Source organism: Wenyingzhuangia sp. IMCC45574 (assembly GCF_054182685.1).
The window spans coordinates 2,379,251-2,393,465 of sequence record NZ_CM135169.1; the positions used below are offsets into that span (position 1 = coordinate 2,379,251).

A 14,215-nucleotide genomic window follows, 5' to 3' on the forward strand; every position below is an offset into this window, starting at 1 on the left:
TTAAAATTTATATGATAATCCTCCCAAGGCCTGAATTCCCTGAACTTGATAATTTAAATAAGTTTGATATTGATTGTTTGTTAAATTGTACAGATTTGCATGAACTTGAAATTGATCTGTAATTGCATAATTAAACCTTGCATTTACATCTACAAAACCATCCACAGTAACTATGTTTGCCCTTGCTACATCTTTCCTAGAGTCTATATAATTAACGCCTAACTGGGCATTTAACTTTTTATACGTATAATTTGTATAAGCTTCTAACGTAAAGCTAGGCAAATTATACGCTTCCTCTAACTCATCTGTCTCATAAGAATTAAAGGTAGCTGTAATCCCTCCCGTTAATTTCTCAAAAAAAGAGCTTTCTATATTTCCTTTAAAAGAAACCACAGATACATCATCGTAAATAACTCCAAAACTGTTTCCCATTTGATAGCTCGTTGCTGTAGCCCCTATATTAGCATTGTTCACAAACAAAGCCATATCTTTTACTTGCTGGTAGCTAACTTCTGTATTGTAGGAAAGTGTTTTTGTTAATTTTCCATCCAACCCCACAAAAACGTCTACAGGTTTTGTAGTGGTTTGAATCTGTAGCGTTGGTGAAACCCAAGGATTCTTTTCTGATAAGGTTGCATAAGAATTCTGAATCAACCCACTTCTTATCCCAGTATTCAATGTCATTATATTCTCCAAAAGAGAAAAAGAAGCCAATACATTCGGTAAAAAGACAAAGTTAGACTTAGAGGCTTCTTGATCTAAATTGGCAAACAACCCTAACGATACATCTAACTTAAACACCTCTCCTAAATAAGAATACTTAGGCGTTATACCTACATTGATGAAACTATAATTAATGCTATCGTCTGTTAAATACGTCTGATTAAAACTTCCATTTAAATACTGAAAATCTACTCCTAACGCTATAAAATCTGCAAAAAGGGATGAATCTAAAACAGTACCCGCATCTATTTGCGTTTCAGAACTGTTGTAATTATCTGAAAATACTTTTACCCCTGTTGTTATATGATTTATGTATCCACCCTCAAACGATAACTTCCCAAATACATCAAATTGGTTATAGACTTGTTGAACCTCTAAGTCCTGATAAATAGACTCAGCAATCCCCTCTTCTAGACCATACCAATGAATTTGGTTTCTCTGATACTTTAAATCTACCTTCCAATTAGAGTTTCTGTTGTATTTCGCTAAAAAAGCATCTGCTTCTGCTTTCCACTGGCCGTTGTCTACTCTTTCATCGTCTATGCCTCCTTGTGCGTTGTAACTAGTAATCCCCAACCCATATTGATAACCAGACCTTTTAACAGCTGGTTTTAATTGCAACTCAAACTCTCCGTTACCATACATACCCGCTGCACCGTAAACATAATTAGAATATTGCCTAGGTTTTTCATCTTCTACCTTTACGTAGGTAGCCTTTTTAGCTACTGGAACAAAATCCGAAGGTACTTCCTTAGATGTTATTTTATATTTTATTTCCTCTTTTGGAAAATCTTCGGTTAAAATAGGAGTTGTTTTTAATTTAAACACATCCGAAAGTGTAGGGTTAAAAGAAAATTCAACCACCACATCTTCCTTCTTTATTTTTTGCTCCTCATCCTTATCTTGGGCATAACTTTGAGTAATTCCTATGGCCAAACAGCATAGAAACCACCTTTTAACTAACTTAAAATCCATCTGCTGTATTTGTTAAGGGTTCTTCTTCTTTTTTAGTTTCTTCTTGCTTCTTTACCTTTTTATAACGTACTAATAATTCCTCTGCTTGCTCTATAATTTCTGGAAACTCTGCAGCATTCTTTATTACATTTTTTAAGATAAAATCAGCTTGAAAATCGTCTTTTAAAGCATGGAAATTCTGAGCCATTAATAACAATCCCTTTAACCCCCAATTCTTATATACTTGAAACTTACTCGCCAATAACTGAACCTGCTCATTGGATTTTTTATACTCCTTATCTAAATGCATCCAAAGAGCTTTGTAATAATTAGCCTCTGCCTTTACTTCTCCTTTACCAATGGTTTCTAACTTTTTATAAAACGTTTTGGCCTTATCGTAGTCCTTTAGAACAATAGCACTTCTTGCACCAAATACATAAGCATCTGCAATGGCCTCTTTACTACTTTTCTTATTTGCCAATACCTTATCTGTATAACTTAGCACCAACGTATGATTGTCTTGCTTGTAGTAATATTTCATTAAATTACTTTGTGCATATACTACACTCTGCGCATTGGTTATTTCTTTTTCTATTCTAAGTAACAATTCACTTGCTTTATCCCAATCTTCATTTTCTAAATACACTTGAGACAATCTATTTAAAGCAACCTCTGTGTATTCATTATTGTTTACACTTAAAACTTCTAAATACTCAGGAATCGCATTTTCTTTGGCTCCTATGTTGTAAAAAGACTGAGCTAAATAGAAATGAACCGTTAAAGAATGAATTCCATTAGGAAAATTTAACAAGTACTTTTTACAACTAGAAATAGCACCTCCCAAATCGTTAGAAATGTATTTATTCTCTGCTGCTTCGAACATTGTTTTATCAATATCTGCATCTGTAATATTCACAAACTCTAGCTCTTTAACCCATTCTGCATATACATCTACTTGATCTAATTCTTTGTACACTTGCTCTACGATACCAACTGCTTGTATTGCCTCTGCTGTTCCTGCGTATTCTTGTACCAGCTCTTTTAACACGTTAATAGAAGCTTCGTATTTATTGGTATTGAACAAAACCGTTCCTTTTTTTAACTTGGCCTTAGCAGCTAGTGGACTTTTAGGATATTTAATTATTAAATCGTCGTAAGCGGCAATGGCTAAATTATTTTTATTCTGATTTACATATAAATTCCCCAACTGATAATACGAATTATCTAAATATGCAGATCTTTTAAATGTAGCCTGAAGCAATTTTAACGTCTCTACTTTCTTTTCATTACGCCCTAAAAAACCATAACCTAATGCTTTTTGATACATTGCATAATCTACTTGTTCCTTGTTTTCAGAAATAATTTGATTGTACTTTTCTAAAGCCGGCCAATAATCTTTACTTACATAATGACAATCTGCTATTCTTAAAATTGCGTTTCTTCTTTTAACATCGTTATTGGTTGCTGTTATATAGTCCTGAAAAACTTTAATGGCATTCTCGTATTTTTTTTGTTGATACAACGCGTAAGCCAATCCATAAATACCATCGTTATATTCATCTAAATACTGACTGTCTTCGTCTCTAACAAAAGATTGAAAAGCATAGGCCGCTCCAATAAAGTCGTTCATTTCCGACAGCGTTTCTCCTTCCCAAAACAAGGCTCTATACTTTAAACCATGATCCGCATAAATTCCAGAAGCTTCAGAAAAAAACTGGTTTGCTTCCTTGTATTTTCTTTGATTATATAATTCGAATCCCTTCTCTATAAGAATTGTTTGATACACCGCATCTTTTACCAATCTATGTTGGTTGTAATAATCTATAGCTCCCTGATAATCTTTAAACTGTAAATATGCACTTACAATTAGTTTCTCTATATAAGTTGTCTCAGCACTATTAGGGTATTTATCTACATAAGCTTGCAGCACTTCAGAACTACTCTTGTACGGATTCCCAATATCATAACTTAATTTTGCATAATTCAGAAAAGCATCTTTCTGAATCTCTGCATCAAAATCCATTTCCGATGCATTTTTAAACGCATTTAAAGCCTGTGCTTTTTGCTTCTTTTGCAAATAGCATTCTCCCAAATGATAATGTGCGTTTTGCGAAACCCCTGTTTTCTCGTCGGTAATTTTATTAAAATTCTCTATGGCTTTATTATAGTCTCCCTTTTTATAGTAAGCGTACCCTAAAAAATAATAATCCACTTCTGTTAAACCCTTTCTTTTATTACCACGGTATTGCAACAAATAAGGAATTGCTTTGTCGAATTTTTTTTGATAAAAATAACTCTCCCCAATAATCTTAGCCATTTGTGATTGCTCGGTCCCTCTAGATCTCTTAAAATTCTTTTCACCAAGCGCTATTGCCTTTTCATATTCCTTCTGATGGTATAGGATTACTAAATTCTGGTATCCTATTTCTTTCTTGTATTTCGGTTGCTCTTTAATGAAATTAAAATTCCTTAATGCTTCATTGTAATCTTTACTTTCTAAGGCTATATTTCCAAGATAATAGTAAGCTTCACTTTTATACTGACCTCTTTGAGTCATTGGTATTAGGTACTGCTTGGCTTTAGAAAAACTTTTTCGCTTGTAATGAGCAAATGCTAATTTGTAATTGTAGGCTGTTTCTTGATGGTCTGTTAACATGGTAACATCAATTTTACCAAACCACTTAAGAGCTTTCTCTTCGTAACCTTTGTCAAAATAAAAGTTAGACAGTCCCAACACTAGCGTATTCTTATTTGGAGTAAAAGGATTTGCTTTTAAATACTTCTCCAACTCTTTATCAGCCCCTATCTTACTCAACTCCAAACCTATAAGCAGCTTATACTCATCAACTGTTGCTTTTAAATAATGTTGCACCTCTAATCTTTCAAAGTAATTAGCTGCCAATTGATAATTTTCACTATCAAATGCAAACACGGCTTTGTTGTACCACTTATTGGTTTTGTTTTCTTTATAACTGGTTTGAGCACTTCCAAAATGAATACTCAACAGCAACAAAATCAACAAAGTCAGAAATTGTTTTTTCATAAACATGGTTTATTTTTCGGTAAATAAAAATAAATAATATCCTCCTTAATTAACGAAAATCTCCTTCATTTATTTGAAATACACGAAAACTAGGTTTAAACTTCTATTATTTTAGCATTCCCCTATTTTTAAATATGTTTGTAAAAACTATTTTCCCATGGATCAACCCATTTTATATTTAAAAGAAGCGAATATATTTCAAGAGGATATTTTGATTCTTAAAAATGTTGATTTTGAAATCAACCCAGGGGAATTTTTCTACCTAATTGGGAAAACAGGTAGTGGAAAAAGTAGCTTGTTAAAAATATTGTACGGTGATTTAGCTTTACAATCTGGGATTGGTGAAGTTGTTGGTTTTGACCTACCCTCACTAAAAGAGAAGCAAATTCCTTTTTTAAGGCGTAAAATCGGAATTGTTTTTCAAGATTTTAAGTTGTTAAACGATAGAAATATACACGACAACTTACTCTTTGTTTTAAAAGCAACAGGCTGGAAAGACAAAGAAAAAATGAAAGCTAAAATTAGCGAGGTACTACAAAAGGTTGGTTTAGAAGAAAAAGGATACAAAATGCCTTTTCAAGTATCTGGAGGAGAACAACAAAGAATTGCTATCGCAAGAGCTTTATTAAACGACCCAGAATTAATTATTGCTGACGAACCCACGGGAAATCTAGACCCAAAAACCTCTATGGAGGTAATGTCCTTGTTGAATGAAATTCATGAAAGTGGAAAAACTATTTTAATGGCTACTCACGATTATGCTTTGATTTTAAAATACCCACAACGAACTTTTAAGGTAGAAAATGGAGAAGTCTTTGAAGTTGCTCATCAAACATAAGCTAACACATCAAATCCATAATTTTCTGAGCATTCTTCTGAGTATCAAAAGCTTTGAGAACTTCTTTTCTCCGAACCCTTTCTTGTTCAGGAAAATCAAGAAACATATAAGTATCTAATAGATTTCTAATTTCTATGGTGGTATTACCCTCAACACACAAATCCTCCAAACCAGTTTGTTGGATAATTTTATCATTGGCAATGATATACCTGCTTTTGACCAATGTATTTAACAATTTCAGTTTGATCCCTGTCACTTGAAAGGTAAATAACAAATTGACATTTGCAGAAGCCATCAAGGCTCCCAACTCACACGCTGTATTTAAATCATTAAATATTACATTCTCTAACTCTTGACAAGCTTTAAAAACAGCCTCATCTCTTGTACTGCTTGCAATGATTAATTTATGAGTTGTATTTTCAACAATTTCAATGGCCCATAGTGCAGATTTCACATTGTCACTCACTCGTAAATCTCCATGCCACAAAACAAATTTTTCGACTTCTTTTAAGGGGCTGAATTCCGTATCAGAAAAGACAGGAAGGTAATGACAATTTTCACCAAACAAACTAGAAAAATAATTTTGTTCCAAAGGCGAAATCGTCAAAACACAATCGCATTTATTCAAAACTGTTTGATACTTTTTCAACTTCAGGGCTTCTAAACTAAAAAACACTTTCTTTAAAAAATTCCTTTCACTTCTGGCCAAGCCTTCATAATAATCGTGCTCAATATTGTGCATTCTCACGATGGTTTTCACATCAATTTTAGACTGGTTTTTTAAGTACGAAGCAGAATGCAAACCTTCAAAAAGTATGGGGCAAGATAATTCCTTAAGTCTTTTCTCAAGCAAAACATGCTCTCTAGACTTCACTATATATGGAATTGTAGACAAAAAAGATTTCCAGAAAGACTTTCTTGGATAATAAAAAACTTTTTCACAATACTTTTCTAGCTCTGTTTGCTCTCCCCTACCATACTCAAAAGTGTGTAAATAAATCTGCACCCCTAAAGCACTCAATGCTTTTATTTTGTAGAAAACATCTATCACCCCCCCATAACTAGGAGGATAAGGAACATCAAAAGAAACCAGATGAAGGTTTTTTACTTGATTTGTAGATTTCAATTCCGTTGTATTCAAATACAATTCTTTTAAAAAACTAAGATGGAGGTTTTTTGAAAAGGAAACAAACTTTTTTTAGAAAACCAATCATAGAACACGAGTTTCATTTTTTTCATACTTTTAATCAAAATACACATCATGCCTTTACCCAATAAGAACATTTGTATCATCACCTCATCCTTAGGCCAAGGAGGTGCTGAAAAAGTTGCTGCTTTGCAGTCTCAAATGCTACAAAATTTAGGGCATCGTGTTTTTATAGTTTCTATTTTAAATCACATAGAGTTTGAATACGCTGGCACACTTTTAAACCTAGGAGCTTTAAAAGATACAAACGATAGTTTCTTAGGCAGAATTCATCGTTTTAGGATTTTTAAAAGATTCTTAAAAGAAAACAACATGGATCTACTAATTGATCATCGTTCAAGAAACTCACTACCAAGAGAACTATTTTTAAAACCTATTTTGTATCGAAACACGCCTACGATTTTCATGATACATAGTCACAATCTTTTAAAATCGTTTCCCAAAAACAAAAGAATCGCTCATTATCTGTATGCCAAAAACACAACTCTAGTCACTGTTTCAAAAGGGATTCAACAAAGTATTCAGAAAAAATACGGACTCAACAATGCAACTACCATTTACAATTCGTTTCAACTAAAATCAGAAAGCACATTATTAGAACCTACAAAAGAAGAATACATTCTCTTTTTTGGAAGATTAGACGAAGAAGCTAAAGATTTGGCTTTTCTAATTGAAGCCTACCGCAACTCGATACTGCCTGAAAAAAATATCCAATTGCATCTTTTAGGTGATGGGCCAGATAAGGAAAAACTTATTTCGCTAGTTCAGAAGCTAAACCTGAGCGACAAAATAATGTTTATGCCTGCAACCACCAATCCTTTCCCTAGCGTAAGAAAAGCAAAGTTTACAGTTCTAACAAGTCATTTTGAAGGATTCCCCATGTCCATCGTAGAATCTTTAGCCTGCAACACCCCTGTTGTATCTGTAGATTGTGAATCTGGCCCCAAAGAACTCATCAAACACGAATACAATGGGCTTTTGGTTCCAAAAAAAAGAACCACATATACTGAGGCTTTAAATTCAATGGCCACCGATGTAGAATTGTTAAAACTATGTAGAAGCAACTGTTCTCAAAGCATTCAACACTTGTCCTTTGATAAAATTCAAGATGAATGGAGAGACTTAATTCATTCAATATTCGCTAAAGCACCTCATTGATTTTTTTCAAAAGCTTCAGAACAAAAACAGGAGAACTTAGCACTATTTTTTTCCTAAAAGACAGATGATCTCTATTTATTTTAGAACAAAGAATTTTGAATTTTTCATGATCTCCATATTCTTTGCAAATCAAGGCTAAAGAATACCTATTCAAATCTAAAACTTTATAAAAAGCTTTATTATCCGTCTGTACGGAATCGTACTCTTCAAAAAAACAACAGGTTTTTAAATTGATTCTTTTGCGAGACAAACTATTTTCTGTAATCCTAACAACCCCTGTAGGAATTATAGAAAAAACAACAGAATACTTTAAACCCAAACGGAACCAAAACTCAATGTCTTCATAATTGGTATAGCGCACATCAAAACCACCCATTTGGCGATACAATTCCACATTAATCACCAAAGATGAAGGATTCAAAAGGGATTGCAAAAGCCCCCCTTTAAAATAGTCTACAACCTGTACTTGTTTGGGTAATACATAATACTCACGCTTTCTTAAATTCCCATTTTTATCACACAATGTTGCCGAAGAAAAAACAGCTTCCTCTGGGAATTGAAAAATCATTTTCTGAATTTCTTCTAAATGATTCTCTAACCAAACATCATCTCCATCTAAAAAAGCTATATAAGTACCTTTTGCAAAGGAAGCTCCTGTATTCCTTGCATTAGAAACTCCCTCGTTTGGAATGGTATGAACTCTTATTCTAGAGTCGTTAATTCTGGCTATTTCTAAAAGAGACAAATCTGTAGAACCATCATTTACTATTATAATCTCCAATGGAGACAATCTTTGACGACACACACTCATCAAAGAATCATAAATATATTTTTCTTTGTTGTACACTGTAATTACTACCGAAAAAAGAACCTTATTCATTTCCATCGCCTACAAAAATCAATCTTCTATTTCTTTTTTATACTCCAAAATCTCTATTCCTTTCTGTGCTATTAAGTTATTTGGAAAAGTTAACATCTGACCTTTATCTGTCTTCATAAAAAAATAAAAACTGGTAATGTCTGTTACTTCACCTATCAAATCGGGATCTCCGTCTAAAATTCTTATTCTACTTCCAATTCTTACAGGGTGACTAAAGAATAAAATAGCACTTGCGGTTAAATTGGACAACAAAGACCATTGCGCAAATAATCCAATACCCAAAACAGCCAATGCCGAAGAAATAAAAATAGCCAATCGATCAAAACCAACACCCCAAACTATCGCTAAAACAGAACCAAACAGTAAATACAAAATCATGTAAGAAAGTATAAAAATTACCTTCCTTCTATTTGCATCAATTTCTTTTGCATTGGTAAATTTTCTAACGGCTACTTTAATTACAAATAAGATAATCCACAATAATGCTATAGCCGCAATACTAAGTAGTAGTTCTTTTTTGTACAATTGAATATCTTCCATATGCTAGCTCTTTAATTAAACGACTCTATATAATTTCTCGAATAATAATTTTTTCAACTGTGTGTAATCCATTACATCCTGTAAAGCATCAACTCTTTTTTCTTCTACCGTAACATCAGACATTAACTCTTTAATTTTTAAATCGATTAAAACTCTTCTTAAATTTAAAATTACATCCTGAACTAATTTCTGCAACACATCTGCCTTGCCTGCTACTTCTATATCTTTAGATGCCCAATTACTTAAAATATAACGCTCATCATCCATTAAAATATCTGTTACTTCTCTAGCAATCTCGTGATCTTCATGGCTGGTTAAATGATCTACATTTAACTTTTCTTCTTGATTGATTTGATAGCTAACCTCTTTATATATTTTTTGAAATAATGGGTGAGAAAACTCTATTTCATCGTCTTGTAACTGCAAATACAACTCATTCCCAACAGTGTTATAGTACTCCTCTTTTACCATTACCACCTTTCCACTTTCATCATGCTCCTCTACCCAATCCACAAAACGAACTTCATGATTTCCATAGAGCAACAAAACTTTAATAATCTCGTTTTCATACAACTCCAACTCATTGATATCCTTATTTAATTTAGGGCCTGTTGAAGTCTGTTCTAATCCTCCACCTGCATTTGAAGCTTCTTGAGCTTTCATCATCTCATTAAAAGCTGCATTGTCTGGAATATCTTTGTTAGAAGCCGACACATCCTTATTAGAACTAGCAATGGTCATTCTAGGCCTAGAAGAACTCGCCTTTCTTTCTGCCTCACGGGCATTTTTATCTAGCATCTGAGCCAGTTCGTTAAAAAGAACGGTCTCAGAAATATCCATCATCCTAGCACACTCTTGCATATAAACCTCCTGCTTTATGCTATCTGGAATTTTTGATATACTCTGAACTATGTCACGTATCAATTCTGCTTTTTTAATAGGATCGTTCTGAGCTTCCCCCATTAATAAAGACACCTTAAAACTGATAAAATCTTGCTGTTGTGTTTCTAAATACTCCTTAATTTCATGAGTAGGTCTTTTTTTAGAAAAAGAATCTGGATCTTCTCCATCAGGAAACGTAACAACTTTTACATTCATTCCCTGTTCCAAAATCAAATCAATACCACGAACAGAAGCTCTTAAACCTGCTGCATCTCCATCAAACAAAACTGTCATGTTTGGGGTTAGCCTTTTAATCAAACGAATTTGATCTGGAGTTAAAGCTGTACCAGAGGAAGCTACCACGTTGGTAATTCCTTTTTGATACATAGAAATTACATCGGTATAACCTTCTACCAGGTAACAATTATCTTCTTTAGAAATATCTTTCTTTGCCTGATAAATTCCATACAACACTTTACTCTTATGGTAAATATCACTTTCTGGAGAGTTTAAATATTTAGCCGCTTTTTTATCGTTGGTTAGAATTCGCCCTCCAAAACCAAGCACACGACCACTCATACTATGAATAGGGAACATCACACGACCTTTAAAACGATCAAACTGTTTTCCGTCTTCCTTTACAATGGTTAACCCCGTACTCTCAACATACTTTAAATCAAATCCTTTTTTTAATGCTGCATCTGTAAAAGCAGTCCATTCATCTAAAGAATATCCTAATTTAAAAGTTTCTATAATTTCATCTGTAAACCCTCTCTCTCTAAAATAACTTAACCCAATGGCTTTCCCTTTTTGGGTATTTAGCATGGTAGAATTAAAGTAATCTTGCGCAAATTTAGAAACCAAATACATGCTCTCTCGTTCATCTGCAGCCTCTTTCTGGGCATCAGACTGCTCCGTTTCTTCAATTTCTATCTGGTATTTATCTGCTAAATATCGAATTGCTTCGGGGTAAGAATAATGTTCATGCTCCATTAAAAAAGAAATCGCATTACCCCCTTTACCAGTACTAAAATCCTTCCATATCCCCTTAACAGGAGACACCATAAACGATGGGGTTTTTTCATCCACAAACGGACTTAACCCCTTGTAACTACTCCCTGCCTTCTTTAAAGTTACAAACTCCCCTATCACCTCCTCTACACGAGCAGTTTCAAAAACTCTATCTATGGTTTCTTTGGAAATCATTTATACAATCAACTATTCTGGTTTAAAAAGCCTGAAAAAGAATTCTCTTAATCAGGCTTTTACAAAAAAATATTTTTTAAAAGTCTTTTCTAAGAAGCTGCCTTTAATTGTTTAAGGATTGTCTTATTCAACTTGCTTTCAGCATAATCTTTAGAAACTACAAAAGAACTTTCCTCAACACTTGGTAATTCAAACATAGCATCTGTAAAAATTGCCTCACACAAAGAACGTAAACCTCTAGCTCCTAAATTGTATTCTACTGCTCTTCCTACAATATAATCCAAAGCATCATCTGTAATTTCAAACTCAATTCCATCCATTTGAAATAGCTTTCTATACTGTTTTATTAAAGAGTTCTTAGGCTCCGTTAAAATAGCTCTTAACGCCTTAGCATCTAAAGGATTCATATAGCTCAAGACTGGCAAACGTCCAATAATTTCAGGAATCAACCCAAAATTCTTTAAATCTGTAGGAATTATATATTTCAATAAGTTTTCCTCGTCTATTTTATCTTCGCTTAACGAAGCACCAAAACCAACTGCTTGTCTATTTAAACGCTTGCTTATGTTCTTCTGAATTCCAGCAAAAGCACCCCCTGCAATAAATAAAATGTTCTTAGTATTTACCTCTGTAAATTTCTGATCTGGATGCTTACGACCTCCTTTAGGAGCAACGTTTACAACAGTTCCTTCTAACAACTTTAACAAAGCTTGTTGCACCCCTTCTCCAGAAACATCTCTGGTAATAGAAGGATTGTCTCCCTTACGTGCTATTTTATCTATCTCATCAATAAAAACAATTCCTCTCTCTGCACTTGGCACATCATAATCAGCCGCTTGTAATAATCGACTTAAGATACTCTCTACATCTTCTCCTACATAACCTGCCTGAGTTAATACAGTGGCATCAACAATGGTAAAAGGTACATTTAACATTTTTGCAATGGTCTTTGCAATTAATGTTTTACCAGTTCCTGTATCTCCTACCAGTACCATGTTACTTTTTTCTATTTCCACTTCCTCACTAGAAGTATCTGGCTGATTTAATCTTTTGTAATGATTATAAACAGCAACTGCCATTGTTTTTTTAGTTTGGTCTTGACCAATAATATACTGATCTAAAAACTCTTTTATTTCCTTTGGCTTTTTTACTTCTAATTTACCTCCTTCAGCAAGCTCCTCATCTTCTAAAAAAGTAGTCTCCTCAGTAATAATTCCGTATGCTTGCGATACACAACTATCACAGATATGTGCATCTACCCCAGCAATCAGTAAATTTACTTCCTCTTTCTTACGTCCGCAAAAAGAGCACTCCATTCCATCTTTTGACATATCTCTTATTGTTATTGTTTTAACTCAGTCTTGTTCTATTTACTTTCTAGCTAAAATCTCATCAACCATACCATAAGCCTTTGCTTCTTCAGCTTTCATCCAGTAATCTCTATCAGAATCTTTAGCTACTTTATCAAACGGTTGCCCCGAATGGTTAGAAATAATTGTATACAATTCTTCTTTTAACTTGTTAATTTCTCTAACTGTAATTTCCATATCTGTAGCTTGTCCTTGCGCACCTCCTAATGGTTGGTGAATCATTACTCTTGAATGTGGTAATGCAGAACGTTTTCCAGCAGCACCAGCACACATTAAGACAGCTCCCATACTTGCAGCCATTCCTGTACATATAGTGGCTACATCTGGCTTTATAAATTGCATTGTATCGTAAATTCCTAATCCTGCATAAACTCCTCCACCTGGAGAATTTATATAGATAGAAATATCTTTGTTTGCATCCACAGATTCTAAAAACAATAACTGTGCTTGAATTACATTAGCAACCTGATCGTTAATTCCTGTTCCTAAAAAGATAATTCTATCCATCATTAAACGAGAGAAAACATCCATTTGCGTAATGTTTAACTGACGTTCTTCCATAATATATGGAGTTAATGAACTAATGATATTGTTATAATGAGCACTATTTATACCCTGATCTTTTATCGCGAACTTTTCAAATTCTTTTCCGAAATCCATAAATATTTCCTGATTTAATTAGAACGTAAATATACTAAAGTTAAGCTTAATAAATTCTTAAAAAAGACTTGTTAGAATTGCTTGATTCTTTTTGCTATTTTTGTTAAGACTAGAACTACTAAGCGCATAAAAAACAAACTAAATGAAACCCCTTTTTACTATTTTATTACTTTTTATTGGACAATTTTCTTTTTCTCAAAATACAAACAATTCAGTAGAAAGTAAAACAATTGAAGAACAGTTTCAGGAGATTTATAAAAAGTCTAGCACTTACGAGAATTTTAAAGTTATTAGAATCACAAAATACAACACCCTAAAAACAAACGTATTAGACACTTTAGCATTACAAAAAAGTAGCTTAGCACAAACCAATAGTCTTATTAGCAACCATCAAAAACAAACAAAGGCATTAGAAAAGAAAGCAGCTTCTTTAGAGACTCAGTTAAATAGTGCCGTTAACAACAGAGACAATAGATCTGTTTTTGGAATTCCTGTAAGTAAATCTATTTTTTCTATTATTCTAGTGGTAACACATACCGTTTTAATATTATTAGTTGCATTTTTTGCTTATCAGTATAAAAACAACGCAGTTTCTACTAAAAAAGCTGTTGAGAACCTACAAAGCCTAGAAGAAGAATTTGAACAACACAAAAAATCTTCTTTAAAACGCTATCAGGAACTAAACCGAAAACTACAAGACGAGTTAAATAAACAGTGGAAAAAAGACAATAAAGGCTAATAATAATTCCTTACC

The 14,215-nt window shown here is 33.3% G+C and carries 11 protein-coding genes; 3 read left to right on the top strand and 8 right to left on the bottom strand.

Annotated elements, in window-relative coordinates; translation table 11 throughout:
• Together ACXHHC_RS10110 and ACXHHC_RS10115 are read right to left on the bottom strand one after the other, a co-directional pair.
• A complete protein-coding gene (locus tag ACXHHC_RS10110; RefSeq protein WP_458226253.1) occupies positions 1 to 1,698 on the bottom strand; it encodes a hypothetical protein in 1,698 nt (565 codons plus the stop codon).
• Positions 1,688 to 4,720, bottom strand: a complete 3,033-nt coding sequence (locus ACXHHC_RS10115) for a tetratricopeptide repeat protein (protein WP_458226254.1) — start codon at positions 4,718 to 4,720, stop codon at positions 1,688 to 1,690. Before ACXHHC_RS10115 ends, ACXHHC_RS10110 begins: the two co-directional genes overlap by 11 nt.
• Positions 4,721 to 4,877: 157 nt before the next feature.
• On the opposite strand from ACXHHC_RS10115, the gene ACXHHC_RS10120 reads away from it, so the two are divergent.
• Positions 4,878 to 5,558, top strand: coding sequence for a cell division ATP-binding protein FtsE (locus tag ACXHHC_RS10120; RefSeq protein ID WP_458226255.1), 681 nt, complete (start codon positions 4,878 to 4,880; stop codon positions 5,556 to 5,558).
• A gap of 1 nt (position 5,559) precedes the next feature.
• Here the strand turns inward: ACXHHC_RS10120 and ACXHHC_RS10125 are convergent, their stop codons facing one another.
• Positions 5,560 to 6,699 carry a hypothetical protein gene (locus tag ACXHHC_RS10125; protein ID WP_458226256.1) on the bottom strand — a complete coding sequence of 380 codons (1,140 nt, stop codon included), beginning with the start codon at positions 6,697 to 6,699 and terminating at the stop codon, positions 5,560 to 5,562.
• A gap of 120 nt (positions 6,700 to 6,819) precedes the next feature.
• On the opposite strand from ACXHHC_RS10125, the gene ACXHHC_RS10130 reads away from it, so the two are divergent.
• Positions 6,820 to 7,923 (top strand): glycosyltransferase, encoded by a 1,104-nt coding sequence (locus ACXHHC_RS10130; RefSeq protein WP_458226257.1) that lies wholly within the window; start codon positions 6,820 to 6,822, stop codon positions 7,921 to 7,923.
• On the opposite strand, the gene ACXHHC_RS10135 is transcribed toward ACXHHC_RS10130, so the two are convergent.
• The 5 genes from ACXHHC_RS10135 to clpP form a co-directional block, all read right to left on the bottom strand.
• Positions 7,907 to 8,803, bottom strand: a complete 897-nt coding sequence (locus ACXHHC_RS10135; protein WP_458226258.1) for a glycosyltransferase family 2 protein — start codon at positions 8,801 to 8,803, stop codon at positions 7,907 to 7,909. The two genes, ACXHHC_RS10130 and ACXHHC_RS10135, sit on opposite strands and share 17 nt — an antisense overlap.
• Positions 8,804 to 8,821: 18 nt before the next feature.
• Positions 8,822 to 9,343, bottom strand: a complete 522-nt coding sequence (locus tag ACXHHC_RS10140; RefSeq protein WP_458226259.1) for a mechanosensitive ion channel domain-containing protein — start codon at positions 9,341 to 9,343, stop codon at positions 8,822 to 8,824.
• Positions 9,344 to 9,358: 15 nt separating this feature from the next.
• Positions 9,359 to 11,431 (bottom strand): DNA primase, encoded by a 2,073-nt coding sequence (dnaG, locus tag ACXHHC_RS10145; RefSeq protein WP_458226260.1) that lies wholly within the window; start codon positions 11,429 to 11,431, stop codon positions 9,359 to 9,361.
• A gap of 89 nt (positions 11,432 to 11,520) precedes the next feature.
• Positions 11,521 to 12,762, bottom strand: a complete 1,242-nt coding sequence (clpX, locus tag ACXHHC_RS10150) for an ATP-dependent Clp protease ATP-binding subunit ClpX (RefSeq protein ID WP_458226261.1) — start codon at positions 12,760 to 12,762, stop codon at positions 11,521 to 11,523.
• A gap of 39 nt (positions 12,763 to 12,801) precedes the next feature.
• The gene (gene clpP, locus ACXHHC_RS10155) at positions 12,802 to 13,461 is read right to left on the bottom strand and encodes an ATP-dependent Clp endopeptidase proteolytic subunit ClpP (RefSeq protein ID WP_458226262.1); all 660 of its coding nucleotides are present in this window, start codon (positions 13,459 to 13,461) and stop codon (positions 12,802 to 12,804) included.
• A 142-nt stretch (positions 13,462 to 13,603) separates the two neighbouring features.
• Between clpP and ACXHHC_RS10160 the strand changes: the two genes are divergently transcribed.
• Entirely contained in the window at positions 13,604 to 14,200 is a 597-nt protein-coding gene (locus ACXHHC_RS10160; RefSeq protein WP_458226263.1) for a hypothetical protein, read from the top strand.
• The last annotated feature ends 15 nt before the right edge of the window (positions 14,201 to 14,215 follow it).

What these genes read in the sequence shown, in the direction of transcription:
- clpP (WP_458226262.1), bottom strand. Translation starts at nt 13,461, where the DNA reads ATGGATTTCGGAAAAGAATTTGAAAAGTTCGCGATAAAAGATCAGGGT.
- ACXHHC_RS10110 (WP_458226253.1), bottom strand. Translation starts at nt 1,698, where the DNA reads ATGGATTTTAAGTTAGTTAAAAGGTGGTTTCTATGCTGTTTGGCCATA.
- ACXHHC_RS10160 (WP_458226263.1), top strand. Translation starts at nt 13,604, where the DNA reads ATGAAACCCCTTTTTACTATTTTATTACTTTTTATTGGACAATTTTCT.
- ACXHHC_RS10130 (WP_458226257.1), top strand. Translation starts at nt 6,820, where the DNA reads ATGCCTTTACCCAATAAGAACATTTGTATCATCACCTCATCCTTAGGC.
- ACXHHC_RS10140 (WP_458226259.1), bottom strand. Translation starts at nt 9,343, where the DNA reads ATGGAAGATATTCAATTGTACAAAAAAGAACTACTACTTAGTATTGCG.
- clpX (WP_458226261.1), bottom strand. Translation starts at nt 12,762, where the DNA reads ATGTCAAAAGATGGAATGGAGTGCTCTTTTTGCGGACGTAAGAAAGAG.
- ACXHHC_RS10120 (WP_458226255.1), top strand. Translation starts at nt 4,878, where the DNA reads ATGGATCAACCCATTTTATATTTAAAAGAAGCGAATATATTTCAAGAG.
- ACXHHC_RS10115 (WP_458226254.1), bottom strand. Translation starts at nt 4,720, where the DNA reads ATGAAAAAACAATTTCTGACTTTGTTGATTTTGTTGCTGTTGAGTATT.
- dnaG (WP_458226260.1), bottom strand. Translation starts at nt 11,431, where the DNA reads ATGATTTCCAAAGAAACCATAGATAGAGTTTTTGAAACTGCTCGTGTA.
- ACXHHC_RS10135 (WP_458226258.1), bottom strand. Translation starts at nt 8,803, where the DNA reads ATGAATAAGGTTCTTTTTTCGGTAGTAATTACAGTGTACAACAAAGAA.